Annotated in this window: 33 protein-coding genes and 1 pseudogene; 24 read left to right on the top strand and 10 right to left on the bottom strand. The window is 42.0% G+C overall.

Annotated features, from left to right (window positions below):
• Window positions 1-58: 58 nt before the first annotated feature.
• Window positions 59-1549 (bottom strand): lipopolysaccharide biosynthesis protein, encoded by a 1491-nt coding sequence (locus ACHBID_RS01480; RefSeq protein ID WP_394731451.1) that lies wholly within the window; start codon window positions 1547-1549, stop codon window positions 59-61.
• Window positions 1550-1618: 69 nt separating this feature from the next.
• On the opposite strand from ACHBID_RS01480, the gene ACHBID_RS01475 reads away from it, so the two are divergent.
• Window positions 1619-2068: a hypothetical protein gene (locus tag ACHBID_RS01475; RefSeq protein ID WP_394731450.1), complete on the top strand. Its 450-nt coding sequence runs from the start codon at window positions 1619-1621 to the stop codon at window positions 2066-2068.
• A 39-nt stretch (window positions 2069-2107) separates the two neighbouring features.
• Here the strand turns inward: ACHBID_RS01475 and ACHBID_RS01470 are convergent, their stop codons facing one another.
• Complete coding sequence (locus ACHBID_RS01470; protein ID WP_161948260.1) at window positions 2108-3007, bottom strand: glycosyltransferase family A protein; 900 nt, start codon at window positions 3005-3007, stop codon at window positions 2108-2110.
• Between the two features lie 85 nt (window positions 3008-3092).
• Here ACHBID_RS01470 and ACHBID_RS01465 point away from each other — a divergent pair, with 85 nt between their 5' ends.
• From ACHBID_RS01465 to ACHBID_RS01445, 5 genes are all read left to right on the top strand, one after another.
• On the top strand, window positions 3093-3863 hold the full coding sequence (locus ACHBID_RS01465; protein ID WP_105123345.1) for a glycosyltransferase family 2 protein: 771 nt from the start codon (window positions 3093-3095) through the stop codon (window positions 3861-3863).
• Window positions 3864-3865: 2 nt separating this feature from the next.
• Complete coding sequence (locus tag ACHBID_RS01460; RefSeq protein ID WP_105160905.1) at window positions 3866-4660, top strand: hypothetical protein; 795 nt, start codon at window positions 3866-3868, stop codon at window positions 4658-4660.
• A gap of 8 nt (window positions 4661-4668) precedes the next feature.
• Window positions 4669-5292: an endonuclease III gene (gene nth, locus ACHBID_RS01455; protein WP_105160906.1), complete on the top strand. Its 624-nt coding sequence runs from the start codon at window positions 4669-4671 to the stop codon at window positions 5290-5292.
• Between the two features lie 284 nt (window positions 5293-5576).
• Window positions 5577-6560 (top strand): GMP reductase, encoded by a 984-nt coding sequence (gene guaC / locus ACHBID_RS01450; protein WP_105160907.1) that lies wholly within the window; start codon window positions 5577-5579, stop codon window positions 6558-6560.
• A gap of 83 nt (window positions 6561-6643) precedes the next feature.
• Window positions 6644-7981, top strand: a complete 1338-nt coding sequence (locus ACHBID_RS01445) for an MATE family efflux transporter (RefSeq protein ID WP_394731473.1) — start codon at window positions 6644-6646, stop codon at window positions 7979-7981.
• Window positions 7982-8026: 45 nt separating this feature from the next.
• Here ACHBID_RS01445 and ACHBID_RS01440 read toward each other — a convergent pair whose 3' ends face one another.
• Entirely contained in the window at window positions 8027-8209 is a 183-nt protein-coding gene (locus tag ACHBID_RS01440) for a 4-oxalocrotonate tautomerase (RefSeq protein WP_024413156.1), read from the bottom strand.
• A 121-nt stretch (window positions 8210-8330) separates the two neighbouring features.
• On the opposite strand from ACHBID_RS01440, the gene ACHBID_RS01435 reads away from it, so the two are divergent.
• From ACHBID_RS01435 to ACHBID_RS01385, 11 genes are all read left to right on the top strand, one after another.
• Window positions 8331-9659 (top strand): excalibur calcium-binding domain-containing protein, encoded by a 1329-nt coding sequence (locus ACHBID_RS01435; protein ID WP_394731449.1) that lies wholly within the window; start codon window positions 8331-8333, stop codon window positions 9657-9659.
• Between the two features lie 20 nt (window positions 9660-9679).
• A complete protein-coding gene (locus tag ACHBID_RS01430; protein WP_105110162.1) occupies window positions 9680-9898 on the top strand; it encodes a hypothetical protein in 219 nt (72 codons plus the stop codon).
• 98 nt (window positions 9899-9996) lie between these two features.
• On the top strand, window positions 9997-10566 hold the full coding sequence (locus ACHBID_RS01425) for a thymidine kinase (RefSeq protein WP_125266353.1): 570 nt from the start codon (window positions 9997-9999) through the stop codon (window positions 10564-10566).
• Between the two features lie 228 nt (window positions 10567-10794).
• Window positions 10795-11874 (top strand): peptide chain release factor 1, encoded by a 1080-nt coding sequence (gene prfA / locus ACHBID_RS01420; protein ID WP_257104520.1) that lies wholly within the window; start codon window positions 10795-10797, stop codon window positions 11872-11874.
• On the top strand, window positions 11874-12707 hold the full coding sequence (prmC, locus tag ACHBID_RS01415; RefSeq protein ID WP_394731448.1) for a peptide chain release factor N(5)-glutamine methyltransferase: 834 nt from the start codon (window positions 11874-11876) through the stop codon (window positions 12705-12707). Before prfA ends, prmC begins: the two co-directional genes overlap by 1 nt.
• A complete protein-coding gene (locus ACHBID_RS01410) occupies window positions 12694-13296 on the top strand; it encodes an L-threonylcarbamoyladenylate synthase (protein ID WP_185741522.1) in 603 nt (200 codons plus the stop codon). The genes prmC and ACHBID_RS01410 overlap by 14 nt, the downstream gene beginning before the upstream one ends.
• 33 nt (window positions 13297-13329) lie before the next feature.
• Window positions 13330-14586, top strand: coding sequence for a serine hydroxymethyltransferase (glyA, locus tag ACHBID_RS01405; RefSeq protein ID WP_172021442.1), 1257 nt, complete (start codon window positions 13330-13332; stop codon window positions 14584-14586).
• 2 nt (window positions 14587-14588) lie between these two features.
• Window positions 14589-15563, top strand: a complete 975-nt coding sequence (locus tag ACHBID_RS01400; protein ID WP_394731447.1) for a nucleoid-associated protein — start codon at window positions 14589-14591, stop codon at window positions 15561-15563.
• Complete coding sequence (locus tag ACHBID_RS01395) at window positions 15564-16163, top strand: lysozyme family protein (protein WP_167785406.1); 600 nt, start codon at window positions 15564-15566, stop codon at window positions 16161-16163.
• A 52-nt stretch (window positions 16164-16215) separates the two neighbouring features.
• Window positions 16216-16974, top strand: coding sequence for an SDR family NAD(P)-dependent oxidoreductase (locus ACHBID_RS01390; protein WP_394731446.1), 759 nt, complete (start codon window positions 16216-16218; stop codon window positions 16972-16974).
• An 11-nt stretch (window positions 16975-16985) separates the two neighbouring features.
• A complete protein-coding gene (locus ACHBID_RS01385; RefSeq protein ID WP_394731445.1) occupies window positions 16986-17399 on the top strand; it encodes a hypothetical protein in 414 nt (137 codons plus the stop codon).
• A 73-nt stretch (window positions 17400-17472) separates the two neighbouring features.
• Here the strand turns inward: ACHBID_RS01385 and ACHBID_RS01380 are convergent, their stop codons facing one another.
• A complete protein-coding gene (locus ACHBID_RS01380; RefSeq protein WP_125266347.1) occupies window positions 17473-18333 on the bottom strand; it encodes a hypothetical protein in 861 nt (286 codons plus the stop codon).
• Window positions 18334-18490: 157 nt separating this feature from the next.
• Here ACHBID_RS01380 and ACHBID_RS01375 point away from each other — a divergent pair, with 157 nt between their 5' ends.
• The 6 genes and pseudogenes from ACHBID_RS01375 to ACHBID_RS01350 form a co-directional block, all read left to right on the top strand.
• Window positions 18491-19513, top strand: a complete 1023-nt coding sequence (locus ACHBID_RS01375) for an IS30 family transposase (protein WP_394731471.1) — start codon at window positions 18491-18493, stop codon at window positions 19511-19513.
• A gap of 49 nt (window positions 19514-19562) precedes the next feature.
• On the top strand, window positions 19563-19763 hold the full coding sequence (locus ACHBID_RS01370; RefSeq protein WP_394731444.1) for a hypothetical protein: 201 nt from the start codon (window positions 19563-19565) through the stop codon (window positions 19761-19763).
• Between the two features lie 130 nt (window positions 19764-19893).
• A complete protein-coding gene (gene ant(9), locus ACHBID_RS01365; RefSeq protein WP_029750077.1) occupies window positions 19894-20670 on the top strand; it encodes an aminoglycoside nucleotidyltransferase ANT(9) in 777 nt (258 codons plus the stop codon).
• Window positions 20671-21088: 418 nt separating this feature from the next.
• Entirely contained in the window at window positions 21089-21262 is a 174-nt protein-coding gene (locus ACHBID_RS01360; RefSeq protein WP_394731443.1) for a hypothetical protein, read from the top strand.
• Window positions 21259-22077, top strand: coding sequence for a replication initiator protein A (locus tag ACHBID_RS01355; RefSeq protein WP_394731442.1), 819 nt, complete (start codon window positions 21259-21261; stop codon window positions 22075-22077). The genes ACHBID_RS01360 and ACHBID_RS01355 overlap by 4 nt, the downstream gene beginning before the upstream one ends.
• A 148-nt stretch (window positions 22078-22225) precedes the next feature.
• Window positions 22226-22354 (top strand): annotated as a pseudogene (locus ACHBID_RS01350) (DNA cytosine methyltransferase); the annotation flags it as partial.
• Here the strand turns inward: ACHBID_RS01350 and ACHBID_RS01345 are convergent.
• From ACHBID_RS01345 to guaA, 4 genes are all read right to left on the bottom strand, one after another.
• Window positions 22350-22544, bottom strand: a complete 195-nt coding sequence (locus ACHBID_RS01345; protein ID WP_394731474.1) for a hypothetical protein — start codon at window positions 22542-22544, stop codon at window positions 22350-22352. The pseudogene ACHBID_RS01350 and the gene ACHBID_RS01345 sit on opposite strands and share 5 nt — an antisense overlap.
• A 10-nt stretch (window positions 22545-22554) precedes the next feature.
• The gene (locus ACHBID_RS01340) at window positions 22555-23085 is read right to left on the bottom strand and encodes an MFS transporter (protein ID WP_394731441.1); all 531 of its coding nucleotides are present in this window, start codon (window positions 23083-23085) and stop codon (window positions 22555-22557) included.
• A 60-nt stretch (window positions 23086-23145) separates the two neighbouring features.
• Entirely contained in the window at window positions 23146-23613 is a 468-nt protein-coding gene (locus ACHBID_RS01335; protein WP_394731470.1) for an MFS transporter, read from the bottom strand.
• A 127-nt stretch (window positions 23614-23740) separates the two neighbouring features.
• Window positions 23741-25291 carry a glutamine-hydrolyzing GMP synthase gene (guaA, locus tag ACHBID_RS01330; RefSeq protein ID WP_105160920.1) on the bottom strand — a complete coding sequence of 517 codons (1551 nt, stop codon included), beginning with the start codon at window positions 25289-25291 and terminating at the stop codon, window positions 23741-23743.
• Window positions 25292-25563: 272 nt separating this feature from the next.
• Between guaA and ACHBID_RS01325 the strand changes: the two genes are divergently transcribed.
• On the top strand, window positions 25564-26262 hold the full coding sequence (locus ACHBID_RS01325) for a GntR family transcriptional regulator (RefSeq protein ID WP_105123328.1): 699 nt from the start codon (window positions 25564-25566) through the stop codon (window positions 26260-26262).
• Window positions 26263-26294: 32 nt separating this feature from the next.
• Here the strand turns inward: ACHBID_RS01325 and ACHBID_RS01320 are convergent, their stop codons facing one another.
• Both ACHBID_RS01320 and mazE read right to left on the bottom strand, forming a co-directional pair.
• The gene (locus tag ACHBID_RS01320) at window positions 26295-26639 is read right to left on the bottom strand and encodes a type II toxin-antitoxin system PemK/MazF family toxin (RefSeq protein WP_105160921.1); all 345 of its coding nucleotides are present in this window, start codon (window positions 26637-26639) and stop codon (window positions 26295-26297) included.
• Window positions 26629-26844: a type II toxin-antitoxin system PemI/MazE family antitoxin gene (mazE, locus tag ACHBID_RS01315; RefSeq protein ID WP_105160922.1), complete on the bottom strand. Its 216-nt coding sequence runs from the start codon at window positions 26842-26844 to the stop codon at window positions 26629-26631. Before mazE ends, ACHBID_RS01320 begins: the two co-directional genes overlap by 11 nt.
• Between the last annotated feature and the right edge of the window lie 107 nt (window positions 26845-26951).

The following is a 26951-nucleotide window of genomic DNA, read 5'->3' as shown; positions in this document are numbered from 1 at the left end:
CATATAGAAAAATACCATACTAGATGGACAAACTTGTCTTGAACTAGTATGGTATTTCTTATGCTGGCAGTTTTCGTTTTAAAAAGTCAAATAATTCTTTCCGAGAGAAAGCATAATTGATCATCAAACTGATAATGGTTGTGACAAGGATACTGATGCTGCCAAAGACAATCCAACCGACAATGGAACCAATACTTCCAGTAAATGGAAGGAGCAGGAGGTTGGACAAGGTAAAGATAGCCGCATCCATCAGTAATTGTTTAGAGATTGAAACGGGTTGACCTATAATGATAAAACGGTAGGTATACCAGATATAATAGCCCAGACTGAAGGCTTGCGAAACAGCTGTGCCTATGGCAACGCCAACAATGTTTAAAGGTACAACTAACATCAGAGAAATCGCTAAGTTTAAGATAGCTTCGGTATAGGTTCCAAACTGTGTTTTCTTAAATTCACCGCTAGCGAAAACCAAGGTCCGGTAAGGCAAGCGAATTGCATAGAGAAGCAGGGAAAGGGTCATGATATAACCAAACAAGGGCTGGTTATAATTGGCATCGGTCACCTTATCCGTATAGAGAAGGATGAATGGCGTCACCAATTGAAAGGTTGTCGCAAGGACAATGGTTGAACCAGTATGTAAGAGCCATTCTAACTTTCTAAATTGCCGAAAGAGAAGTTGGTGATCGTCCAAATGTAAGGCACGCCCAAGAAAGGGACGCAGGCCACTGGTTGCTGCATTGAGAAAAGTTTTAATTCCCTGAAAGACCGTGTTATAAATCGCATAGACAGATACACTGTTCAAGCTTGAGAACATAGAAAGGATGACAATATCGGTACTTTCTTGAACAGTATAGGCGATATGCTGACCAATTCCATACCATTGTTGATTGATTTTAAAGTTTTTATCAATTCCTTGCTTGGAAATATGGTAATGCTTGTGGACGTAGTAACTGATAGAGATTGGTGGGATTATAAAGACCAATGCTGAAACGAATTTAACTAGAAATACAGTTTGTCCCTGTTTAATGAGAAACATGGAAAGTAAGAGATTGGCAATATTGGTCAATCCTTGTAAGATTTCCTTGATATAGGCTTTTTGATCAGAGCCTAAAATGATTTGACTGGTGATGCCAACAAAAAATTGAAGGAGATGCGACAGAGAAAGAATAGCAATCAGACTCATTATTTGTTGCTGTGAGAAATGGCTGGACAGTACCTGAGGGAGAAAGAGGCAGAGCGCACCGACATAAACGATTAAAAAGAGTCCAATCTTATTGAAAAATTGCTGAGACTTATAATAAATGGTGGACAGCTTCCCATAATCTTGGTCCAACAATGGTTTATACATAGCAACTTGGACGACAGTTCCCATTCCCATATCCAATAGGCTAATCAAGGTCAGATATTGAGTAATACTGGACATGAGCCCATTGACTTCTGAACCATAAGCTGTGATGAAAAGCCGAGGGAGAATTAAACTACAGACGATTGAAATACATTTGTTCAAAAGGGAAATAATCCCGTTGATTTTCAGTGATTTTGTATTCATTCCAAGCCTTTCCTTGTGAATTTTTTGGTAACATTTTTTGAAAAGTAAACCCTTTTTTGGTAGAATGATGTGAAGGGTTTCATAATTTTAAAAGGAAATAGTGATGGTGTCTATGTTGACTTAATGGTTGCAGCTAATAATATTACAAGTGTTCATGATCAGATGTACACCTATCGTATTTGTGCAAATTCGCTCAGTTCAGATTTCCGAGTAAAGAATATTCTCGAATTAGTTGCTTCCTGCGAGCTTTTGCTTAAAAATTGCAAGAATCATAAAGAGTATTATGAATTTAAATTGATTGAGGCGCTCTTGCAATTATTGATGGTTTCCATCAAAGAAAACAATAAAGAAACCTATCAATCTGCTAAAGCATACCTGAAAAGATTGGATTTCAGAAAGAACAAATACTTGTATAGTCTCTTAAAAAATGAGTATTCTTACCTGTTTTTCTTGCTATTTTGTATCTACTGCCAACCAATTATCGGCTGTCATCCCTCTTGCTTGGTTTTGTTTCCTTAGAACCTGTATTTACAACTTGTGAACACAGATTCTACGCTTTTACTTTATTTTATTTTTTAGGTTAATAAAACCACGAAGGGCTTGCCAACCAAAACAAGAAACAAGGAGATAGATAGCTGCAAGTGGAGTTGGTTGGATACGCAGTGACTGCCACAGATGATGGCGTACCTGACCAATGTCTCTTAAACCATAGTAGCGCAGAGCTAGATAATATTCCTGGTAGCTAGCTAGTTTTCTCGCAGGCACGAGTTTTAGTCTGCTATTTATCTCGGCAGCACGTTTGGAAACAATCTGATAACCTTGAATGACCTTGTTGCTGTTTTTTGAAATGCTGTCATCTTGAATTTCATAGACAACTAGGTCTTCCGAAATCTTATAGCCCTTGGAAACTTCTAGGAGTTTTAAAAAGAGATCCCAATCTTGACAGCTTAATAAGCTGTTATCCAAGCCACCAATCTGTAGGAACAAGGATTTTTTTACCATCAAGGTTGAGAAACCACCGAGATTATTTTGTAAAATAGTATCTCCAACATACAGAAGTCCTTCCGATGGTACATGGATAGCAGTTGAGCCAAATCCAGTCACGACAAATCCTACTCCGGGATATTTTCGGAAGATAAGTTCTTGTTTTTCTAACTTACTTGGCAAGAAATAGTCATCGGAATCCAGAAAGGCAATCAATTCACCTTTAGCTAGCTCAACGCCCTTATTGCGACAAACATTAGCGCCACTATTTTCAGCTAATTGGTGTACAATAAGCTGAGGGATTTGCTCCTGCAATTGCTTTAGGACAGCTAGTGAGTCATCTGTCGAAAAGTCATCCACAACAATAATTTCCCAATTGGAGTAGGTTTGACTAATGACACTTTTGACGACTTCTTGCAGTAGATGACCTCTATTGTAGTTGGGAATAACTACTGAAATTAATGGTAAAGACATTTTGTTTTTTCCTTCTCGTCTATTATCGCTATTAATATTACTATAATAGATACTAATTTTCAAATATATTTGCTGAGGATATGCAATGAATAAAGACCTATCTCGTCCATTGGTTAGCGTAATTATACCCATGTATAATGCAGCTGACTATATTACTGAGACAATTAACTCTGTTTTACAACAAACCTATCAGAATTATGAAATTATCGTGGTAGACGATTGCTCGACAGACCAGTCTGTTGTCCTTGTTAAAGAGATGATGACTTGGGTACCCGATTTGAATCTCTTGGAGAATCCCACTAATTCAGGGGTGGCAATATCTAGGAATAAAGGGGTAGCAGCGGCGCATGGTCGCTATATTTGCTTCTTAGACGCAGATGACCTTTGGTTGCCAACAAAATTAGAAAAGCAACTTGCCTTCGCAGAAGCAAACGGTCATGCTTTTACATTTACAGCCTACCAATTTGCTGACGAAAACGGTACAAGTTTAAACAAAATAGTCAAAGTTCCTGCTAAAATCTCTTACCAGGAATCGCTACGCAATCACACGATTTTCACTTCAACCGTTATGCTGGATTTACACCAGTTGACAAAAGAGCAGATTGCGATGCCTGATGTCCGTAGAGGACAGGATACTGCTACTTGGTGGAAGATACTGAAAGTTACAGGTTACGCTTATAGCTTACCTGAAGCTCTGTCTATCTACCGCCGCGTCAACTCTTCCTTATCTGCAAACAAACTAAAGGCCATCAAACGGACATGGTATCTATTTAGAAAAGTAGAAGGTCTATCCTTAATTCAAACGATTATTCCCTTCATTGGGTATGCCTATAACGCTGTGAAGAGGAGGATATAGGAATGGTTGTATTAGTAGCAACAGTGGATAATCACAATGTAGACAAATTACTTGAGACGATGAATTTAACATCTGTTGTCACGATTATTGTTAATCAGTATCGGTCAGGTCGTGAGCAGTCTGAATTGGTAACAAAAGAGCGTTCGACCATACTGCATTCCAATCGTTTGGGCTTGAGTGCCAGTAGAAACGATGCTCTTGCCCTAGCACCTGAGCATGCGATTTGTCAAATTGCAGATGATGACATGGTTTTTGTCGATAACTACCAGGAGATTGTGGCTGAGGCCTATCAGGAATTTCCAGATGCGGATGTGATTGTCTTTTATGTAGACAATGAGGTGGCAACCATGGCCAAGAAACCATTGAAAAAAGGAAGAATTCATCATATTGGGGCAATGAGAACCTCTTCTGTGCAGATTAGCTTTAAAAAATCTAGTATATTACAAAAAGGAATTGTGTTTGATGAACGGTTCGGAATTGGTGCTAAATATGGTTCGGGTGAAGAAAATATTTTATTATTCGATGCTCTTCGCAAGGGATTGAAAATTTATAGTTATCCTGTCAAAATTGCAACTTTGATAGATGCTAGAGCTTCTTATTGGGATCGGTCTAATTCACCAGAATTTTGTCGAAAAAAAGGTGCAATCTTCAAGCGGATGACAGCCAACTGGTATTGGTTATTGATTTTGCAATTTGCCATACGAAAACGAAAAATGATGCTACCAGAAATAAAAATAGCGGACAATATTCGCTATATGTTCCAAGGAGCAAGAGAATTTTCAAGAAATAAGGACTAGAGGTTTACATGGTATTATCAAAAAAACGTGCACGAAAAGTGATTGAAGAAATTATTGCCCTCTATCCAGACGCCAAGCCAAGTTTGGATTTTAGAAATCATTTTGAACTGCTGGTAGCGGTCATGTTGTCTGCTCAGACGACAGATGTGGCGGTCAATAAGGAAACACCTGCCTTGTTTGAGGCCTATCCGACACCAGAGGCTATGGCAGCAGCCGAGGTCAAAGACATTGAGCCCTATATTTCACGCTTGGGTCTTTACCGTAACAAGGCTAAATTCCTTAAAGAATGCGCCCAGCAGTTGTTGGATCAATTTGACGGTGTAGTTCCACAGACACGCGAGGAATTGGAAAGTTTGGCAGGAGTAGGGCGAAAGACCGCCAACGTCGTCATGAGTGTCGGCTTTGGCATCCCAGCTTTTGCGGTGGATACGCATGTCGGTCGCATCTGCAAACACCATGATATTGTTAAAAAATCCGCTACGCCACTGGAAACAGAAAAACGGGTCATGGAAGTTTTGCCACCAGAACTCTGGCTCCCAGCCCATCAGGCCATGATTTATTTTGGACGGGAAGTCTGCCATCCGAAAAATCCAGAATGTGCAAAATTTCCGCAGTTATATGAATTTGATTAAAAAATCTTCAGTTTTTGGAGATTTTTTTGATTGTTAGGACAATTTCATTCAGAAAACAAGAATGATTTTTTGAATTTGTTCTAAAATATTCTCAAAAATCGAATAATACGAATGAAGTGACGTTCTAAACGTTGAATAAACGAGAATAAACGAACGTTAATCATCTGTATGGTTTTGTATTTGACAAAAACCAAACGATAGTATATAATTTATTCTGTAAGTTGATTAAAAAACGAAAAAACAATGTATTTTTCGTAAGATAGTTCAGAAAATGAGGTAAAGCTATGTACAACGAAATGCCGGTATTTGACTATGAGGATATTCAGTTAATTCCCAACAAGTGTATCATCAACAGCCGTTCTGAGGCGGATACGACGGTGACTTTGGGCAAGTACAGTTTCAAACTTCCTGTAGTTCCAGCCAATATGCAGACCATTATTGATGAGGATGTGGCGGAGATGCTGGCTAAGGACGGTTATTTCTACATTATGCACCGTTTTGACGAAGAAGGACGCATTCCCTTTATCAAACGGATGCATGACCAAGGTTTGATTGCTTCTATTTCGGTCGGTGTCAAAGACTACGAATATGATTTTGTGACTAGCTTGAAAAACGATGTGCCCGAATTTATCACCATTGACATTGCGCATGGTCATGCGGACAGTGTCATCAAGATGATCAAGCATATTAAGAAAGAGTTACCAGAGACATTTGTTATCGCAGGAAATGTTGGGACGCCTGAAGCGGTTCGTGAGTTGGAGAATGCGGGTGCTGACGCAACCAAGGTCGGCATTGGTCCGGGTAAAGTATGTATTACTAAGGTTAAGACAGGTTTTGGTACAGGTGGTTGGCAGCTGGCAGCCCTTCGTTGGTGTGCTAAAGCGGCTCGTAAACCCATTATTGCGGATGGTGGTATTCGTACGCATGGTGACATTGCCAAATCCATCCGTTTCGGTGCCAGCATGGTCATGATTGGTTCCCTCTTTGCAGGGCATATTGAAAGTCCGGGTAAAACCATTGAAGTGGACGGCGAGAAATTCAAAGAATACTACGGATCGGCCTCTGAATATCAAAAAGGTGCTTATAAAAATGTAGAAGGCAAGAAAATTCTCCTGCCAGCTAAGGGGCATCTCAAGGATACTTTGGTGGAAATGGAACAGGACCTGCAGTCATCCATTTCTTACGCAGGTGGTCGTGATTTGAACAGCCTGCGCCATGTGGACTATGTCGTCGTGAAAAATTCCATCTGGAACGGCGATTCGATTTAATTTATGTTTGTAATGAAATAGAGGACTTGCAGTGCAGGTCCTTTTCTTGAAACAATAGATTGACTAAGATTAAAGGACCGATTATGTATCCAACTAAAACAATAAAAGAAAAGTTTCTTCTCTTTCTAAAAATTTTTCTGCCGATTTTGATTTATCAATTTGCTAACTTTTCGGCTTCTTTCATCGATACCATGATGACGGGACAGTTTAGTACCCTTGATTTGGCGGGTGTTTCTATGGCGACCAGTTTGTGGAACCCATTTTTCTCCTTTTTGACAGGGATTGTGTCGGCTTTGGTTCCCATTATCGGCTATCATCTGGGCAAGGGCGATAAGAACAAGATTCGCGAAGAATTTCACCAGTTTGTCTATTTGTCTGGCTTTTTGGCCTTAATTTTGTATATATTGGTCTTTGTTTTTGCTAGGCCTATTTTGAGCTGGCTAGGCTTAGATGTTGAAGTTGCAGGAGTTGCTCTGTCCTATCTCTACTATATTTCCATTGGCATCCCGCCTTTTCTCATCTTCAGCGTCTGCCGGTCCTTTTTCGATGCCCTCGGTCTGACCCGACTGTCCATGTACCTCATGTTGCTCCTGGTTCCCTTTAACACCCTCTTTAACTATTTCTTGATTTATGGGAAATTGGGACTGCCGGCCCTGGGCGGATCAGGTGCTGGACTTGGGACTGCTTTGGCTTATTGGGCAGTCTTAGCAGTGGTTGTCCTGGTCATGAGGAAAAATAAGCAGATTGCATCCTACCAAGTGTGGGACTGGACATCCTTTAATCCTGCCATGCTCAAAGAAGGGGTAAAAATCGGTCTTCCCATCGGTCTGCAGGTTTTCGCAGAAGTAGCCATTTTTGCAGTGGTCGGGCTCTACATGTCCAAATATTCTGCGCAGACCATTGCGGCCCACCAGGCAGCTATGAATTTTGCGACTCTCATGTATGCCTTCCCGCTCAGCATTTCCATGGCCCTGCCTATTCTGGTTTCCTACGAACACGGGGCAAAACGCCTGAAAGATGTCCAGCAGTACAGTCTGATTGGCCGCTTGACAGCCGTTCTCTTTGCCAGTCTGACCTTGACTTTCCTTTATTTTAATCGGGAAATGGTAGCAGGTCTTTATGGTATAGAACCTGAATTTATCGCCTTAACATCTGACTTCCTGGTCTTTGCCCTCTTTTTCCAACTGGCAGATGCCTTTACAGCACCGATTCAGGGGATTTTACGGGGCTACAAGGACACCACCTTTCCCTTTGTGCTAGGCCTGGTGTCCTACTGGTCCATGACCTTCCCTATTGCCTGGTTGCTGGATAGTCTGACAGACTTGGGACCAAAAGCTTACTGGATTGGCTTGATTGTCGGGATATTCACCTGCGGGATTTCCTTGAATCTACGCTTACGATATATTGTAAAAAAAAGATAAGCAATAAGAAAAAGCTGACTTGAAAGAAGACAAGTCAGTTTTTACTTATTTGCGTTTCATTTCGCCATGCGGGAAATAAGTTCCCTCTTTCATGTCGTTAATAAAGACATGGATAGCTTCCTTCGGGGCGTTGGTATTACGCGAAACAACCTCTGTCACCTCACGAGCTAGGGCAATTTTTTGCTCCTCAGTGCGACCTTCAAATAAATCAATACGTACAAATGGCATATAAATTCTCCTTTTTGTTGAATATTTTATCACAGTAAAAAAATTATTCAAGTATTTTATAAATAATTGCAATTTTATCCTTTGTTCTATATAATAATATTGTGAAAGAAAGGAGATAGATATGCTAGATAAGATTATAAATCAAAGTAAAATCAGAAAGATTTTCAACAGAAAAACAGCTACTGTAGCAGGTGGTTTGTTGGTAGCAAGTGTTGCAGGAATTCAATTGACGACTGCTGAGTTGCCGGCGAAAGAACAAGTTTACGGCCAACCTATTGAAAAAGTTCTACAAATCTATAAAGAGGCTGGATTTGAAAATATCAAGGAAAGTTTAAAAATTGCAGATTTAGAGTACGGAAAAATTGATGAAAGTAGTAAGGTAGAAGTTGTTCTTGTTGATGGCGAAGAATGGAAAGAAGGGACTGCCTCAAAAAATGTACCGATTTCTATATCTTATCATGCCCCGAAAGATGATGCGGTTGAATTAAGCAATCTTTCCTATCCTGGAAATGTCACTGAGCTTGAAAAAGAGTTGACAGAGGCAGGGTTTGACAATATTGAGCTATCTTCTGTTATGTTGTTGGCAGAAGGAAATAATGACAAGCACGATCAAGTAGAGAATTTGGAAATTGGTCCCTATTCCTATCAGAAAGGCTACTTTTATTCGACAAGTCTTCCTGTCAAAGTAACTTATTTTGATGCTAGCAAGGATAATTTGAAATTTCCACAGGATGCTTTAGAGACTAAAAATAAGGCAGATTTAGAAAAATCCCTGACTGAAGTCGGATTTACACAGGTAAAGTGGGATAAAATTGAAGAAAAGGACAAGTCAAAACACGGGACCATCCGCGATATTACAGTAGATGGTGAGAAACTAAGACTAGATACCAAGCAAGATATTATCTTAAAAAAAGCAACGCCAATCGTCATCAGTTACTATGATTTTTCAAACTTTGCTGAAGTACCTAAGAATATTTCAAATGCAACAGTAGAAAAAAATAAGGAGTTATTTACTGCTGCGGGCTTCACTCAGATTTCCGAAGTTGCTACCGAAACAGATGATATCAGTAAAAATGGTCAGGTGAGCGTTATTGAAATAGATGGGAAGGCTTGGGATTCCCAGAAGGATACTGTTTATAAGAAAAATAGCAAGGTTGTCATCAAATACTGGAATGCTGAGAAGGCTATCGCAGAAAAGGCTCGTAAAGAGGAGGAAGAGCGCCAGGCGGCTGAGGCCAAACGAATTGCTGAAGAGCAAGCTGCAGCCCAGGCTCAAGCGGCGGCTCAATCACAAGGTCAAATCCATGGTTTTGCGCAAGCACCTGCAAGCAATGTTTACTATCCGAACTGTAAGGCAGCGAGAGCAGCAGGAGCAGCTCCGGTCTATCAAGGTCAACCTGGTTATGGAAGTCACCTAGACAGAGATGGCGACGGAATTGGTTGCGAGTAGATAAAACAGGAGGGACTGTTATGAAACCTGCATACCGCATCATCTTAGCTTTGTTACTAGGTCTATTTACCCTTTATTTTGCAATGGCAGTGTTTCCAATCAGCACCATCATCGGACCCATCCTGGTAACCATAACATTGTTTTCTGCTATTTACACCATCCTGGTTCTCTATAAATGGAAGCCCAAATGGGGTGAGCTGCTATTAGAGTTGGTTTTAAATTTATTCATGTGGCCATGATTTCCAAACAAGCTCAACTGGGCTTGTTTTTCTCTTTCCCATAATAGTGATTTTATGATAAAATGGAGGGAGTGAAATTTTAGAACGGAAGAGGAAAAATGGCTCAATTATACTATAAATACGGTACCATGAACTCTGGTAAGACCATTGAAATTCTCAAGGTAGCCCACAACTACGAGGAGCAGGGAAAACCCGTTGTCATTATGACTTCGGCACTGGATACCCGTGATGCTTTCGGAATCGTTTCTAGTCGAATTGGTATGAGAAGAGATGCGGTGGCAATTGACGACCAGATGGATGTATTTGGTTATATTGAGAAAATGGACCCGCTTCCTTATTGTGTCCTCATCGACGAGGCTCAGTTTCTCCGACGTCATCACGTCTATGACCTTGCCCGTGTGGTAGACGAACTCGGTGTGCCAGTTATGGCCTTCGGTCTTAAAAATGATTTTAGAAATGAATTGTTTGAAGGCTCGAAACATTTGTTACTCTTGTCGGACAAGATTGAAGAAATCAAAACCATTTGCCAGTATTGCTCAAAGAAAGCAACCATGGTCTTGCGAACTCAGGACGGCAAACCGACCTACGAGGGAGAGCAAATCCAAATCGGAGGCAACGAAACCTATATTCCAGTCTGCCGCAGACACTATTTTTCACCTGAAATATAGTCATTTAATAGGATAAAAAGAGTGGAACATTTTGTTCCAAACAATTTTTAGAGAGGAATTGAACACGGGCTACGAACTGTGCCTGTTTCATGACCTACACATTATAGAAGGGAATTGAACACGCCCTACAAGCTGTGTCAAAAAGATAATTTCTCCAAGTGTTTGTAACGCTTGGCCGAAATTCCTATTTTGACTGTGCTTGTTTAACGGGCTTTGTATCTTAATTTTATGAACATCTACGATCAATTACAGGCGGTGGAAGATCGCTACGAGGAACTTGGTGAATTGTTGTCTGACCCTGATGTGGTCAGTGATACCAAGCGTTTTATGGAGTTGTCCAAAGAAGAAGCGGCAACTCGTGATACAGTAACAGCCTACCGCGAATATAAGACTGTACTTCAAAACATCATCGATGCAGAAGAGATGATCAAAGAATCTTCTGGCGATGCTGACTTGGAGGAAATGGCTAAGGAAGAACTTAAACAAGCTAAGTCTGATAAAGAGGCGTACGAAGAAAAGCTGAAAATCCTTCTTTTACCAAAAGACCCTAACGATGACAAAAATATCATCTTGGAAATCCGTGGTGCAGCAGGTGGTGATGAGGCCGCACTTTTTGCTGGCGATTTGTTGACCATGTACCAAAAATACGCAGAAAGCCAAGGCTGGCGCTTTGAAGTCATGGAGGCTTCTTATAATGGTGTCGGCGGTATCAAGGAAGTAGTTGCCATGGTCTCTGGTCAATCCGTTTATTCAAAACTCAAGTATGAATCAGGAGCACATCGTGTCCAACGTGTCCCTGTGACAGAAAGCCAAGGTCGTGTCCACACCTCAACAGCAACTGTCCTAATTATGCCAGAAGTAGAAGAAGTGGAATATGACATCGATCCAAAAGACCTTCGTGTCGACATTTACCATGCCTCTGGTGCTGGTGGTCAGAACGTCAACAAGGTGGCGACTGCCGTTCGTATCGTTCACTTGCCGACCAACATTAAGGTCGAAATGCAGGAAGAGCGTACCCAGCAAAAGAACCGTGACAAGGCTATGAAAATCATCCGAGCGCGTGTGGCTGACCATTTTGCCCAAATTGCCCAAGACGAGCAAGATGCTGAGCGCAAGTCAACCATCGGCACTGGTGACCGTTCGGAGCGGATTCGTACTTACAACTTCCCGCAAAACCGTGTGACCGACCACCGTATCGGTCTTACCCTGCAAAAACTGGACACCATTTTGTCTGGTAAGATGGATGAGGTTGTCGATGCCTTGGTACTCTATGATCAAACGCAAAAACTGGAAGAGCTGAATAAGTAATGACATACGCCCAACTTTTTTCTGTCTATGAGGCAGAGCTTTTGGCAGTGGGAGAGGAGCCTGAGAGCCTCTCTTTTGTCTATCGAGGTCTGAAAAATCTTGATCTGACCGCCTTTGTCTTGCTACTTCGTCAAGAAGTGTCGGCTGAGGAGCGGGACGTAATCGAGCAGATTTTTCAGCAGCTCAAAGCGCATCAGCCAGCTCAGTACATCCTTGGTTACGAGGACTTTCACGGATTGCGTTTCAAGGTGGACGAGCGGGTGCTCATTCCGAGACCGGAGACAGAGGAGTTGGTTGATTTGGTTTTGTCGGAAAATAGCAGAGCTAATTTACGAGTTTTGGACATTGGAGCTGGCAGCGGTGCTATTGCGGTTTCTCTTGCTCATGCTAGAGCAGATTGGGATGTAGTTGCAGTAGATATTTCACCCGACGCACTGACTTTAGCCCAGGAAAATGCTGAGCGCAACAAGGTTGACGTCCAGTTTATCCTGTCCGATTTGTTTGAAAATATTTCTGGAACCTTTGACATCATCGTCTCCAATCCGCCCTATATTTCGCCAGATGATAAGGCTGAGGTCGAGCTAAATGTCCTTGCATCAGAGCCACATGTAGCGCTCTTTGCAGAAGAAGATGGCTTGGCTATCTATCGAAATATCATTGAGCAAGCTGGTCAATTTTTGACTAATAATGGAAAAATCTACTTTGAAATTGGCTACAAACAAGGGCAGCAGGTGTCTGATTTACTGCGTCAGCATTTCCCAGAAAAAAATGTCCGAGTACTGAAGGACCAGTTTGGCCAGGATAGAAAGGTGGTTGCTGATGATAATGGATAAATTCCGAACAATAATTGAAAACGACGGTGCAGTCATTATGCCGACGGAGACCGTCTACGGGCTTTTTGCCAAGGCCCTGTCGGAAACTGCTGTTAATCATGTTTATGAACTCAAGCGACGCCCGCGCGATAAGGCTATGAACCTAAATGTGTCAAACCTGAACGATATCCATTATTTTAGTCAAAATCCTCCCTTTTTTCTTGAAAAAGTGTATAATAGTTTTATGCCTGGCCCCCTAACAATTATCCTAAAAGCGAACAATAATGTTCCTGTTTGGATAAATTCAGGTCTGGCAACTGTAGGTTTTCGGGTGCCAAAGCACGAAATAACCTTACAATTGATAAACATGATTGGCCCTCTCATTGGTCCATCTGCTAATTTATCAGGAAAAGAAAGCGGAAGATATTTCCAGGATATTCAGGCCCAGTTTTCTCAAGAGCTGGTAGGCTTTGAGGATGATCAAGCCCTGACTGGTGTAGATTCGACCATTTTGGACCTTTCTGGTCAGCAAGCACGAATTTTGCGTCAAGGTGCTATCACCAAGGAAGAAATTTTGGCTGCTGTACCTGAAATTGAATTTGCAGATTGACCCACGTCTAACCATAAAATAGGAGTATCATAGATGATTTTCGATTTAGTTGATTATAAAGAATTTGACAAAGAACTTTGGGATGCGATTAAGGACGAGGAAGATCGTCAGCAACACAATATTGAATTGATTGCCTCTGAAAATGTCGTTTCTAAGGCTGTTATGGCAGCTCAGGGATCTATTCTTACTAATAAATATGCGGAAGGCTACCCTGGTAAACGTTATTATGGTGGTACAGAAGTAGTTGACGTGATTGAAAATCTTGCTATCGAGCGCGCTAAGGAAATTTTCGGTGCTAACTTTGCCAATGTACAACCGCATTCTGGTAGCCAGGCTAATGCAGCAGCCTATATGGCGCTCATCCAGCCAGGTGATACTGTTTTGGGTATGGATTTGTCAGCTGGTGGTCACCTGACCCACGGTTCTCCTGTCAACTTCTCAGGTAAGACTTACAATTTCGTAGCTTATGGTGTTGATAAGGAGACAGAAGTCTTGGACTACGATGCAATTTTGGCTCGTGCAAAAGAAGTATCACCCAAATTGATTGTTGCAGGTGCATCTGCCTATTCTCGTACCATTGACTTTGAAAAATTCCGTGCAATTGCTGATGAAGTTGGTGCTTACTTGATGGTAGATATGGCTCATATCGCAGGTCTTGTTGCAGCTGGTCTTCATCCAAATCCCGTTCCACATGCACATATTGTTACCACAACCACTCATAAGACCCTTCGTGGCCCTCGTGGTGGCTTGATTTTGACCAACGACGAAGAATTGGCTAAGAAAATCAATTCTGCAGTTTTCCCAGGTATGCAGGGTGGTCCATTGGAGCACGTTATTGCTGCTAAGGCTGTTGCCTTCAAGGAAAACTTGGACCCAGCCTTCAAAGACTACGCAAGCCAGATTATCAAAAACTGTCAGGCAATGGCAGATGTCTTCAAAGCTGACGAGAATTTCCGTGTTATTTCTGGTGGAACAGACAACCATGTCTTCTTGGTTGATGTGACTAAAGTCGTTGAAAACGGAAAAGTTGCCCAAAACTTGCTGGATGAAGTAAGTATCACCCTTAACAAGAACTCTATTCCATTTGAAACCTTGTCTCCATTTAAGACCTCTGGTATTCGTATCGGGACAGCGGCTGTGACAGCTCGTGGTTTCAAGGAAGAAGAGTGCCGCCAGGTAGCTAACTTCATCATTACAGCCTTGAAAAATGCTGAAAATGAAACTGTGTTGGAGCAAGTCCGCCAAGATGTTCGCAGCTTGACAGACCGCTTCCCACTCTATGAAAATTAAAAATGGATATATTTGTAAAACAAGCAATCATACATCAATTTAGTCCTGACGATACAGAGCTGGTCCTTGCCGACCAGCTTTTGACTGTCAGTCCTAAAATAGAAGAATATTTACGCAAAAAAATTGAACGTGTCTTTTCAGACGAGGCCAAAACTGGCCAATTTGATTCAGAAAATCCCTTCCTAGAAAATCTGTCAGGTAATCTGATGGAAAATTCGGTCAAAATTGCCAATCTCTGGAAGGAAAAGTTTTCAATTTCTGAAAACCTTAAGACCAATGACTTAATTTTTGTGGCTTTTGAGAAAAATGGAATTGAACATTTTGGATTTTTGCGGATTTCTCTACGTGAAAACCTGGCCCACGTTGGCTCGGAAAGCGACAGCCCGTTGAAGATTACCCAGAACAATCTGCCTGGTCCAGGCTCCGCACCTGACGAAGCCCTCATCATCAACTTGCAGACCTACAAATACCACCTGATTGAGAAAAGAATCAAGCACAACGGAGCCTTTCTCAACTATTTTTCAGATAATCTTTTGCAAGTTACGCCAGCTCATTCTGCCAAAAAATCCATTAAGGCCCTTGAGCAGACCGCACAAAAAATTGCGGATAGTTTTCATCAGGGGGATTTCCAATTCCAGTCCAGGGTCAAGTCGGCTATCTATAATCATTTGGAAGAGGATAATGAGTTATCGCCTGAGAAATTGGCCGACCAGCTTTTTGACAACAATCTCACAGCCCGCTTGAATTTTGTCGACCAGCTGAAGGAAGTCATCCCAGACAAGGTTTCCTTTGATGAGATTGATGCCAGCCGTCAGCTCAAAAAATTTGAAAATCAGAAATTGTCCCTATCAAATGGCATCGAGCTGATTGTACCGAATTCAGTCTATGAGGATGCAGAGTCGGTGGAGTTCATCCAAAATCCTAACGGAACCTACTCCATTTTGATTAAAAACATCGAAGATATTAAGAGTAAATAAATGAAAAAAATTACAAGAACGATTTTTCTTGTCGTCCTTGTTTTTCTTTGTTATCAATTGTACCAGACCTATCATGCGGTTGAGCAGGTCATGACTTTTCAGCCCTTGGTCCAAGAAGTCCTGGCTGAAAATGATACCGCAGCAAATGAAGAACTGGTACTGGCTATGATTTATACAGAGACAAAAGGAAAACAGGTCGACGTAATGCAGTCTAGCGAGTCTGCGACGGGTTATATCAATGCCATTACAGATAGCAAGGAGAGCATCCGCCAAGGCGTTATCTATCTCAGTCAGAATTTGCAGTTGGCAGGAGAACGTGGTGTGGATGTTTGGACAGCAGTCCAGGCCTACAATTTTGGGCAGACTTATATTGATTATGTAGCTGCAAATGGAGGTGAGAACTCCCTGGATTTGGCTGAGGAGTATTCCAAAACAGTAGTCGCACCAAGTTTGGGTAATACTAGTCTAGAAACTTATACCTACTGGCATCCACTTGCTCTTGTCAATGGCGGCAAGCTCTATGTCAACGGGGGCAATATGTACTATTCACGCCAGGTCCAATTTAACATGTATCTGATGCGCTTTATCAATCTTTTTTAACCCTCCCTCTTAAAAAGTGTTATAATAGAAATATGAACGGAGGTGTGCCAAGATGACAAGAACCTGTATGATTACTGGTGCAACTAGCGGAATTGGGAAGGCCATTGCATATGCCTTTGCCAAAAACGGTGATAATGTAGTTATTACTGGGCGCCGGAAGGAGCAGCTAGAAACGATTAAAAAGGACTTGGAAACAAGTTATAGCATCAATGTGACTCTGGCTGTGTTTGATGTAACAAATGTAGAAGAAGTTATAGAGCAGTGCCAGCAGATTATGAAAGAAGTTGGACAGGTGGCCGTCTTGGTCAACAATGCTGGTCTGGCTTTGGGACTGGATAAGTTCCAAGAATATGATTTGGCTGATATGTTGACTATGATTGATACCAATGTTCGTGGTCTGCTGACTGTGACCCGTCAGATTTTGCCACAAATGGTAGAAAACAATAATGGTCACATCGTCAATATCGGCTCAACTGCTGGGATTTATGCCTATGCAGGTGCGGCTGTTTATGCTGCAACCAAGTCCGCTGTCAAGGTCTTGAGCGACGGTATCCGCATTGATACCATTGATAAAAACATCAAGGTGACAACATTGCAACCAGGAATTGTGGAGACGGACTTCAGCCAGGTGCGTTTCCATGGAGACAAGGAGCGAGCAGCAACAGTTTACCAAGGGATTGATGCACTTCAGGCAGAAGATATTGCCAACTGCACCATTTTTATAGCCAATCAACCAGCCCATGTGCAGATTTCAGATATGACGATCATGGCCACCAAGCAAGCAACAGGATTTACCATTCACCGTGAGTAGGAGGTCTTGCTATGAGAAAGTTTGGAAGCAGTTTATCCATCTTACTTCTATCTGCCATGTTCTTAGGTGCCTGCACCAATAAAACAAGAATAGGGCAGATAAGCACCAGCAGTTCCCCATCTAGCAGCTCTTCATCGACAAGGGCAAGTAGTTCAACTAGCACCAGTAGCTCTGAGACCACAAAAGTTTCTGGAAAAGATTTTTCAGAATTAAACATAGGGATCCAACTAGAGAGTGGGCAGGATACCATTGACTATGCCAAAATGATCTTAGGCGACAAGGATTGGATTGTCATTGAAGGAAATTATACTCGGACAGAGTCTATTCCCTACAATCTGCTACAAGGGAATGACGGTTCGCTCTACTGGGTCTACCAAGATGGCGAAATCTATGATAAAGACAACAAACTGGTCCACCAGCCATAAGAAACAGGTGAAGATTTGAATGTCCTTTAGCTCTACAGGTAAATATTCTAAAACTGGGTTTCATGCCCAGTTTTTACTTTTTCCGTACACCGGTTCCAATTTTCTGCTGGTTTACTGTGTCCAAGAAGTGGTCATAGGTCTGTTTAACGGCGGGGAATTTTTGAGAGGTTCCAGTGGAAAGGGCTAGATTTTCTAAGAAAATTGGGAAGATTCCCTTTTTATAGAGTTCTCCTTGAAAGAAGAATTTATCAGTAACCTTGTCAATAAAGATGATCGAGGAGCGCCAGCGGGACTTTCGTGAATGGGACGGTTTCCAGGAGATTTTGATTTGCTGGTCATAAAAATACCAGCCCATGATATAAATCTTGGTTTCTTGCTGGCGTTTGATATCCTGATACGTACAGGGAAGGGCATAGACCGTGCCACGATTGGTTTGCAAGAAAGGCTTGAAATCACGGAAGTTTTTGTAATCCTTCTGGTCAACGATTGTAAATCCTCTGTCCTTGGCAATTTTTTTCTCATCTACCGTGTAAGAATAGCGGTAGGGGTCAAAGATGATCGACCGTTCATGAACTCGGTAACGCTCTGCCATTTTCTTAAAATGAGGCAAGCTACCATAGTTTTCCAGCAAATAAGATGTCGTAGCACCTCTATGGCTGATATTTGGCTGGATGTCAAGGATACGGCAGGTATCCAAGCTATCGTGAGGGACTGCGCCAAGGCCAATCAGGAGTTGCTCCCTTGTAAAATGACTGGCAAAGCGGGCTTGGGAAGTCTGACCGTTCTCACTCTGGCTGTCTACAAAAAGCGTTTCGCCCTGGCTAAAAACGATTATATAATTCTCATGCTGTTCGGCTTTTCTTTCGATAGGAATGCTGTATAATTGGTGAAAAGTGGGTAAATCCAGGAGTTGTCCAAGTTTCATTTTTTTCATAAGACCAGTATAGCAGAAAATTTTCTGCAAATCCAGCAAAAAGTAAAACTTGTTAAACTTATTTTTAAAACCCGCGTTGTAAAATGAAGTGCAACAAAAAAGACATGTTCGTCTGATATACTAGAATTCCCCAACTCAGTATAGAAAGCAGATGAACATGTCCAACACTCATTCTACCAGAAACTCATCCTATTCTCATCTCTCAGCCACAGAACGTGGTGAAATTGCAGCTTATCTTAAAATGGGAAAGAAACCAATTGAAATCGCTCGGCTTCTGGGTCGTCACCGGTCTACAATCTGTCGAGAAATCAAACGTGGTTCAGTAGATCAGGTACAGGATAAAAATGGGAAACGAACTTATTTCAGCGCCTATTTCGCTGATAGTGGACAACGTGTCTATGAGACCAATCGCCGAAAGTGTTCTTATCTCAAGTTGAATGACTGCTCCGCTAGGTTCATTGAACAATTAGGAGATGCCTTGAAGGCTAACGTCCGTCTCCATAGCGTAGATAGTTTTGTTCAGACTTATAAAGCAAGCCATCCTGAAGAAGTCGTCCCCTCTACCAAAACGATTTATCGTTATATCAAAGAGGGGCTGTTAGCTATTAAACCAATCGATTTGCCTAAGATGGTTTGTATCAGACAACGTTCTAAGAAAGTCACGAAGACGAATCGGAAGACTTTAGGTAAGTCTATCGAAGAGCGTCCAGAGTGTATCAATGACCGTTCTGAATTTGGGCATTGGGAGATTGATTTAGTTCTTGGCAAGAAAACCAAAGGTGAAGCAGTTATTTTGACCTTGGTAGAGCGCCAGACACGCTATGCACTGGGCGTTAAGCTAGAAGACAAACAGTCCCACACCATTAATAGTGCTGTAAGGCATCTCACCAGTCTGTATCCTATTGCATCCATCACAGCAGATAATGGTGCGGAGTTTAGTTTACTCTCAGACCTGGAAGCCGTTGATGTTTACTTTGCACATCCTTATTCTTCACATGAGAGAGGCACAAACGAGAACTTCAATGGTCTCCTCAGAGAATATGTCCCTAAAGGAGTCTCACTTAATTCACTAACCTCTGAAGAACTAGACAAGTATATCACTGCCATCAATGAGCGCCCCAGACGACTTCTTCAATATCAATCCTCGAAATTTCTGTTTGGGCTAGCCCAGACAGCTTAACCTCTGGATCTCTAGTTATCAATGAACTTGTTGCACTTGACTTGACAATGTGCGAATAAAATTGTATTCTGATTTTGGATTTGCTTTTTTAACAGACCCAATAATCGGATATAGAAAAAATGATTTGGAGGAATGTTTAACCATTCTAAAAGAACATATGCCGCAAAAAGATTTTGAAAAGCTGCAATTTGCAGAAGCACCTGAGGATTTTTTGAAAGCAGTAAAATCTTCTAAAATAAACCAGTTTTAATTTAAATGTACGGGAATTTAAATGTACGGGATAAGCCCAAGGAATCATCCCCAATTACATCCATAAAGGTCTCGAGATATGTGTCGGGATGCCCAGAAAGTTTGCGCGAAAGGAGCTCGCATTCGAGAATATGAATAACAAAGAAATACCGAAAGAAGCAATTCAAGCATCGAAAATTATAGAGGAGCTACTCGATAGTATATTAGTGGGTATATATTTGTACGGTTCTGCTGTTATGGGAGGATTACGCATTAATAGCGATGTAGATATTTTGGTTGTAATAAATCGTAGTTTATCTGAAAGAACTCGAAGAGATCTTACAGACAGACTAATGCTTATATCTGGGAAAATAGGAAACACAAAAGATATGAGACCTCTTGAAGTTACAGTCATTAATCAAAAAGATATTATTCCTTGGCATTTTCCTCCCAAATATGAATTTATGTACGGCGAGTGGCTTAGAGAGCAGTTTGAAAAGGGAGAAATTCCTGAGCCGACTTATGATCCGGATTTAGCAATACTTTTAGCACAACTAAGAAAAAATAGTATTAACCTTTTGGGACCAAAGGCAACAGAAGTAATTGAGCCTGTGCCAATGACAGATATTCGAAAAGCAATTAAAGAATCTTTGCCTGGGTTGATAGCTAGCATTAAAGGTGATGAACGCAATGTGATTTTAACTTTAGCCAGAATGTGGCTGACAGCATCTACTGGTGAAATCAGATCAAAAGATCTGGCAGCTGAATGGGCAATACCTCAATTACCCTTTGAGTATGCCATTTTACTTGACAAAGCAAGCAAGGCTTATCTGGGAGAGTATATTGATAAGTGGAAAGGAATGGAGTCTGAGGTGACTGAACTCGTTAATTATATGAAGAAGTCTATAGAATCTTCCCTTAATCTCTAAAAGGCTGGTGTTGAGAATTCCATTGATAGGTTCTCTCATACCGAAATTTCTTAAAATGGTCAAAAACCGCTGGATATGTTCCCGTCTACCGATAGTTCCAAAAATGCTGCTGATATGTTTCCACAGACGGGCAAAGTAATATGACATCAATGCCATCAACTCGAGCCACGTGGAGTGCGTAGTGTTGCTACAACGAAGCAACGGGTAAAAATCCTTTATTTTAAGCACTTTTTCAAGCATTTTGTCTTTATTGAAAAGAGTGATTTTGACATAAAAAAGGTTCAAAAAAAGTACATTGATGTGAATGTCTGTTTGGATGTCGACTGCGTAGACAAAAAATAGATACGTCATAAAATATAATAGTTCAGCGAGAACATTTTACTAAGTGTTCTCGTTTTTTTATTTTCAGGAGGAATTCATGAAAAAAAAGGAACAATCATCACGCCAAATCGTGATGTGTCATCTCGTGACTATCTTAGGAGTTGATATTGTGAAAGCAACTCATCTGGTTGATGAATTGGAACAACTAGGTTTAATCCGATTTGATGAATTTGGAAATGTTGGAATATTAGTCTTGGAGGGACAATCATGAAACGAATTACCGCTAATCAGTATCAGACATCAGAGCGTTATTATAAACTCCCTAAAATTTTGTTTGAGAGTGAACGTTATAAGGATATAAAGCTGGAGGTTAAGGTAGCCTACGCGGTTTTAAAAGATAGGTTGGAGCTGTCTTTGAGTAAGGGCTGGATTGATGAGGATGGGGCTATTTACTTGATTTATTCCAATTCAAATCTGATGGCACTTTTAGGCTGTTCAAAGTCAAAATTACTCTCTATCAAGAAAACCTTACGTGACTATGGCTTAATTGATGAAGTCCAACAGTCCTCTAGTGAAAAAGGTCGAATGGCAAATAAAATTTACTTGGGGGAATTAGAACATGAAACTACCCCAGTCTTACATACAGACGGGGCTAGTGTTAAAAAAACACTAGGGGGGTCTCAAAGAAAGACGGGGCCGGTCTTAAATTCAGCCCCTAGTGAGACTGAAGGAAGTGAGACTAAATATAGTGAAACTAAAGGGAGTGATTTCCTTATTGAGGACGAGGAGGAGAGGCAGCAAGTAGATGAGAAACAAGAAGAAAACTTTACTTCAAAAGTCGATGGCGTGACCAAGTACGATCGAGACTATATTTGGGGTTTGGTTCATGACCAGTTAAAACAGACGGGTCTATCTCAGTCAGCTAGTGACTATGCCATGATTTATTTTAGTGACCGTTATCAGTATGCATTGGAACATATGCGATTTGCTCGGTCAGCGGAAGTAATAGCTGAATATGTATTTAATGGTGTGCTATCGGAGTGGACCAAGCAACTGAGACGACAAGAAGTAAAGGGAGGTGATTAAGTTGATTTGGTGGATACTAGGTGGAATCTATCTGATTTCTATCGTCATTTTGATTGTTGAAATCATCCGTGCACCAGATATGGATGATCATATATAGGCAAGAGTTTTACATGTGTAAGGCTCTTTTTTAGTTGGAAAGAGAGGAAAAATGAAATTTTTAGATTTATTTGCTGGGATAGGCGGTTTTAGGCTAGGGATGGAATCACAGGGTCATAAATGCCTGGGCTTTTGTGAAATTGATAAATTCGCCAGAACATCTTATAAAGCCATGTTTAACCGTAGCCTTTCTGCACAGCTAGAGCATAGGCTGCCAGACTATTTTCCGGTGCAGCTCCGCTATTATCATAAAAACCCCTGTGAGCATAATCCCAGCCCAGAAAGGGACCAAAGTCAACCCGCCCCATGTGAGGCTTGAGCAAAAAAATCAATAAACCAATGAGAATGAGGAATCCGAGTAAATAAAGCATAGCAACCTTTCTAGGAACTATCCCCGTGCCGGACCAAAATCATTGTCAGCAAGGACAGGATGGAGAAGAGGAGGGCATAGGGAAAGAGGGCACCAAATCCCAGCACCTCCATGAGAAAACCAGACAAAATGGGAGTCACAATATGCGCCGCCATAGAGGCAGTGTAGTACATGCCAGTGTACTTGCCCACATCCGAAACATGACTCATCTCTACAATCATAGGCAGGGAATTAGCATTGATGAAGGCCCAACCCACCCCCATAATAGCAAAAGATAGATAGACCAGGGCTGAAAAAGCGGTCGGGATGATACCGAGAAGATCGGTCGCAGAAACCAGGCAAATTCCTAACAAAATCGCCTTTCTGCGACCGATTTTTGTCCCTAAAAATCCAAAGGGAATATAGGTAATGATTGCTGCAATAGTAGCCAGCATGAGCGAGGGTGCCACCTGGCCAGCATCCATGTCCCAGACAGCGATAGCATAGCGTGAAAAAGCAGTCGTAATGCCGTTGTAGGCCATGAACCACAGGAAGATGGACACCAGCAGGAAAAAGAGGGAAATCTTGACTTCCTTGTCGAGCTCGCCCGTTCCTCCAGTCTCTTACTCTTCATTTTGGACTGGGATGACCATTTTTTTCTCATCAATTTTCCAGAGGAGAATGACAAAGCTGACTAGCAAAATGAGTCCAACTGTCAGGAAGAGGGCAGTATAGTCAGGCTGGTCTGACTTATCGACCAGCAGGGCTAGGGCAATGAGCGTTAGAATTGCACCGACAGCACCCATAAGATTGATGATGGCATTAGCCTTGCTACGCAAAGGCTTGAGTGTCAAATCGGGCACGAGGGCAATAGCAGGAGCCCGAGAAATGGACATGGCAAATAAGACAAGTTCCAAGCCAAGATTGAAGAGCCAGAAAAGTTTGTGGCTGGTCGCATAGGGTAGAAGGACCAGTCCAAAGCAGGTTAGCAGACTGCCTAGAAAGACGAAGGGAATCCGCTTGCCGTTCCGGCTGTTGAACCTGTCAGACAAGGCACCAAAATAGGGTAGGAGAAGAGAGAAAGAATATATTTGCTTTTAAGTAGGATGAACTACCATTAATTTTGGTAGTTTTTATATTTTGGTGCTAAACTGGTGCTAACGATAAAAGAAAACCGATGAAACACTTTATTTCATGCGGTTTTTTGAGTAACTTATTCTATTCCCACTCAACTGTTGCTGGTGGTTTGCTTGTAATGTCGTAGACGATGCGGTTGACGTGGTCGACTTCGTTGACGATGCGGACAGAGATTTTCTGAAGAACTTCCCAAGGAAGTTTGGCGAAGTCAGCCGTCATTCCATCGACAGAAGTGATAGCACGGATAGCAATGGTATAGTCATAAGTACGACCGTCTCCCATGACACCTACCGAACGAACTCCAGTATTGACCGTGAAATACTGCCACACATCACGGTCCAGGCCAGCCTTGGCAATTTCCTCACGGAGGATAGCGTCTGACTCACGGACAGTGTAGAGTTTTTCCTCGGTGATTTCGCCCATGATACGGATAGCCAGTCCAGGACCTGGGAATGGCTGACGCCACACAACCTCATCAGGCATACCGAGTGCCGTTCCTAGCGCACGTACTTCATCCTTGAAGAGGGTATTGAGCGGCTCAATCAACTCAAATTGCATATCCTCTGGAAGTCCGCCCACATTGTGGTGAGACTTGATTGTCTCAGCCGTATCCGTCCCAGACTCGATAATATCGGTGTAAAGCGTGCCTTGAGCCAGGAATTTTACATCTGTCAGCTTGCTTGCCTCGTCGTCAAATACGTAAACAAATTCATTGCCGATGATTTTACGTTTCTTCTCAGGGTCAGATACGCCAGCAAGTAAATCTAGGAAACGTTTAGAAGCGTCTACGCGAATGATATTGAGACCGAATTTGCCACCCAACATCTCCATAACCTGTTTGCCTTCATTCTTACGAAGAAGACCATGGTCAACGAAGATACAGGTCAACTGGTCACCGATTGCACGTTGCAGAAGGACACCGACAACAGACGAGTCCACACCGCCAGACAGACCCAGAAGAACCTTCTTGTCTCCAACAGTTGCACGGATTTTCTCGATTTCAGTCTCGATGAAGTTTTCCATGGTCCAGTCACCACGCGCACCACAGATACCAAAGGCAAAATTCTTCAAGATGTCATTACCGTATACGGAATGACGAACTTCTGGGTGGAACTGGATACCGTAGATGCGACGTTCGATATTTTCAATGGCAGCATAAGGGCAATCCGTAGACAGACCGACCAAGTGGAAGTCAGCTGGAATTTCCGTCACAGCGTCACCGTGGCTCATAAGAACCAATTGCTCAGAAGGAGTGTCAGCAAAAAGAGCAGACTCAGCCTTGAGTTCAAGTGTTGACTGACCATATTCACGGTTACCAGCCTCGCTAGCAGGCACCACCTTACCGCCCAATTTATGGGTAATTAGCTGCATACCGTAGCAAATCCCCAAAATTGGAATCCCCAGTTCAAAAATTTCTGAGTCAATGTCAAAGGCATTTTCCGCGTAAACTGAGTTTGGCCCACCAGAAAGAACGATACCAATCGGATTGATTTGGCGGACCTCCTCAGCAGTAATTTTGTGGTTTTTCAGTTCTGAAAAGACACCGAATTCACGGATGCGACGTGAAATCAGCTGGTTGTACTGGCTACCATAATCCAGAACGATAATTTTTTGGACATCTTGTTTTGTCATGTTTTTCCCTTTCCATTTGAAAATCATTCAAATACTGATAGCTATTTTACCATAAATACGAACATTTTCCAAACTATATTTGCCAATTATCAGTTTTCCAAACTATGGCGATTTTTTTGAAATCCCATGTTCGTTTTTTTCTAGATTTTACTCATTTTATTAAAGCAGATTACCAGTCATTGTTTGCCTGCCTTATTTTTACTCATAAAAAACAGCTGACCTTTGTAAAATTGGTCTAATTTTGGTAGACTAGACGGAGAGAGGTTTGACAAATGAAAGCAGCATATATTACCATTCACGATAAGATTAAGGAGCAGATTGACCAGGGTGTTTGGAAGATTGGCCAGCGCCTGCCCAGCGAGCGTGACCTGTCCGATGAGTTCGGCGTTTCCCGCATGACCCTGCGCCAAGGCATCACCCTCCTGGTCGAAGAAGGAGTGCTCCAGCGTAAGGTCGGTTCCGGCACCTATGTGGCCAGCACTCGGGTTCAAGAAAAGATGCGCGGCACGACCTCCTTTACAGAGTTGGTTCTCTTGCAGGGCAAAAAGCCGAGTAGCAAGCTCTTGTCTTATACTCGAACCAAACCAAATGAGAAAGAAGTTGAACAGCTAGCCTTGACCAAGGGGGAATATGTCGTCCGGATGGAACGGGTTCGCTATGCTGATAATGTCCCTGTCGTTTATGAAGTTGCCAGCATTCCGGAGCGTCTGATTAAAAGCGTTCCCAAGGAGGAAGTGACCAACCATTTCTTCAAGACCTTGACGGACAATGGCTATAAAATCGGCACCAGCAAGCAGACCATTTTTGCACGGCTGGCCAATGAGAAGGTGGCTAACTACCTAGACATCAGCAAAAATCAGCCAATTTTGGCTCTGAGACAGGTTTCCTACCTGGATGACGGCCAGGCCTTTGAATTTGTTAACAGCCAGTACGTTGGCGAACGGTTTGAGTTTTATTTGGAGAATAATTAGGAAAAGAGCAAGCAAAATAGAGCCTTTCGACTCTATTCAAAAATATAATTGTAAAGCTGAACGACTTTCTGGAAAGTCCAAGTATCTAACTGTGTGATTTTGCTGGCATTCCTAGATATGAAATCAAAAGTATAGAGTTGCATAGGATTGACGAATCTGTCGACTTTTTCTGAGTCAATCGGCACAGATAGCCCACGGCTCTCTAAAGTTTTTGCACCGTGTGTAATAGGACAGACAGCGACGAAACCTGTTGCTCGGCTGTATTTTTGACTGGAGATAACTAAAACAGGACGGCGATTCTGAATTTCCTTACCAATAGAAGTGTCAAAATCAATCCAGATAATATCCTGCTTTTGAGGAATATACTCAACCTTCATTATCGAGTAACACCTCCCCCTCAAAGTCATTTTCCATGATGAAGGGTTCCATATTGTCAAAGGGATTAGGGATTTTGGGCGCAAGAACAATCACATCGTCAACTCCTTTGTAGACAAGGAATTCTTTGCCCTCACGAATACCTAGTTCTTTAGGAATGGTTACTGCCGGTGAATTACCCACCTTACGCGTTTTCACAATATTCATAAAAGGATACCTCCGTACATCGTATACACGATTTTGACAAAAAAGTCAAAGGTTTTTGAGTATTTTCGCTCGTCTTAAAACTCTCTAAATAGACGTAAATAAAATTA

Origin of the sequence: Streptococcus sp. A25, from assembly GCF_043674095.1 — a bacterium.
GTDB lineage: Bacteria > Bacillota > Bacilli > Lactobacillales > Streptococcaceae > Streptococcus > Streptococcus suis_V.
This window is presented reverse-complemented; position numbering and strand designations above follow the sequence as displayed.

What these genes read in the sequence shown, in the direction of transcription:
- ACHBID_RS01355 (WP_394731442.1), top strand. Translation starts at nt 21,259, where the DNA reads ATGAAACGAATTACCGCTAATCAGTATCAGACATCAGAGCGTTATTAT.
- prmC (WP_394731448.1), top strand. Translation starts at nt 11,874, where the DNA reads ATGACATACGCCCAACTTTTTTCTGTCTATGAGGCAGAGCTTTTGGCA.
- ACHBID_RS01400 (WP_394731447.1), top strand. Translation starts at nt 14,589, where the DNA reads ATGGATATATTTGTAAAACAAGCAATCATACATCAATTTAGTCCTGAC.
- ACHBID_RS01430 (WP_105110162.1), top strand. Translation starts at nt 9,680, where the DNA reads ATGAAACCTGCATACCGCATCATCTTAGCTTTGTTACTAGGTCTATTT.
- ACHBID_RS01375 (WP_394731471.1), top strand. Translation starts at nt 18,491, where the DNA reads ATGTCCAACACTCATTCTACCAGAAACTCATCCTATTCTCATCTCTCA.
- prfA (WP_257104520.1), top strand. Translation starts at nt 10,795, where the DNA reads ATGAACATCTACGATCAATTACAGGCGGTGGAAGATCGCTACGAGGAA.
- mazE (WP_105160922.1), bottom strand. Translation starts at nt 26,844, where the DNA reads ATGAATATTGTGAAAACGCGTAAGGTGGGTAATTCACCGGCAGTAACC.
- guaA (WP_105160920.1), bottom strand. Translation starts at nt 25,291, where the DNA reads ATGACAAAACAAGATGTCCAAAAAATTATCGTTCTGGATTATGGTAGC.
- ACHBID_RS01395 (WP_167785406.1), top strand. Translation starts at nt 15,564, where the DNA reads ATGAAAAAAATTACAAGAACGATTTTTCTTGTCGTCCTTGTTTTTCTT.
- ACHBID_RS01385 (WP_394731445.1), top strand. Translation starts at nt 16,986, where the DNA reads ATGAGAAAGTTTGGAAGCAGTTTATCCATCTTACTTCTATCTGCCATG.
- ACHBID_RS01480 (WP_394731451.1), bottom strand. Translation starts at nt 1,549, where the DNA reads ATGAATACAAAATCACTGAAAATCAACGGGATTATTTCCCTTTTGAAC.
- ACHBID_RS01440 (WP_024413156.1), bottom strand. Translation starts at nt 8,209, where the DNA reads ATGCCATTTGTACGTATTGATTTATTTGAAGGTCGCACTGAGGAGCAA.
- ACHBID_RS01425 (WP_125266353.1), top strand. Translation starts at nt 9,997, where the DNA reads ATGGCTCAATTATACTATAAATACGGTACCATGAACTCTGGTAAGACC.
- ACHBID_RS01325 (WP_105123328.1), top strand. Translation starts at nt 25,564, where the DNA reads ATGAAAGCAGCATATATTACCATTCACGATAAGATTAAGGAGCAGATT.
- ACHBID_RS01380 (WP_125266347.1), bottom strand. Translation starts at nt 18,333, where the DNA reads ATGAAAAAAATGAAACTTGGACAACTCCTGGATTTACCCACTTTTCAC.
- ACHBID_RS01470 (WP_161948260.1), bottom strand. Translation starts at nt 3,007, where the DNA reads ATGTCTTTACCATTAATTTCAGTAGTTATTCCCAACTACAATAGAGGT.
- nth (WP_105160906.1), top strand. Translation starts at nt 4,669, where the DNA reads ATGGTATTATCAAAAAAACGTGCACGAAAAGTGATTGAAGAAATTATT.
- ACHBID_RS01460 (WP_105160905.1), top strand. Translation starts at nt 3,866, where the DNA reads ATGGTTGTATTAGTAGCAACAGTGGATAATCACAATGTAGACAAATTA.
- ACHBID_RS01410 (WP_185741522.1), top strand. Translation starts at nt 12,694, where the DNA reads ATGATAATGGATAAATTCCGAACAATAATTGAAAACGACGGTGCAGTC.
- ACHBID_RS01345 (WP_394731474.1), bottom strand. Translation starts at nt 22,544, where the DNA reads ATGCTTTATTTACTCGGATTCCTCATTCTCATTGGTTTATTGATTTTT.
- ACHBID_RS01445 (WP_394731473.1), top strand. Translation starts at nt 6,644, where the DNA reads ATGTATCCAACTAAAACAATAAAAGAAAAGTTTCTTCTCTTTCTAAAA.
- glyA (WP_172021442.1), top strand. Translation starts at nt 13,330, where the DNA reads ATGATTTTCGATTTAGTTGATTATAAAGAATTTGACAAAGAACTTTGG.
- ACHBID_RS01320 (WP_105160921.1), bottom strand. Translation starts at nt 26,639, where the DNA reads ATGAAGGTTGAGTATATTCCTCAAAAGCAGGATATTATCTGGATTGAT.
- ACHBID_RS01360 (WP_394731443.1), top strand. Translation starts at nt 21,089, where the DNA reads ATGAAAAAAAAGGAACAATCATCACGCCAAATCGTGATGTGTCATCTC.
- ACHBID_RS01390 (WP_394731446.1), top strand. Translation starts at nt 16,216, where the DNA reads ATGACAAGAACCTGTATGATTACTGGTGCAACTAGCGGAATTGGGAAG.
- ACHBID_RS01435 (WP_394731449.1), top strand. Translation starts at nt 8,331, where the DNA reads ATGCTAGATAAGATTATAAATCAAAGTAAAATCAGAAAGATTTTCAAC.
- guaC (WP_105160907.1), top strand. Translation starts at nt 5,577, where the DNA reads ATGTACAACGAAATGCCGGTATTTGACTATGAGGATATTCAGTTAATT.
- ACHBID_RS01465 (WP_105123345.1), top strand. Translation starts at nt 3,093, where the DNA reads ATGAATAAAGACCTATCTCGTCCATTGGTTAGCGTAATTATACCCATG.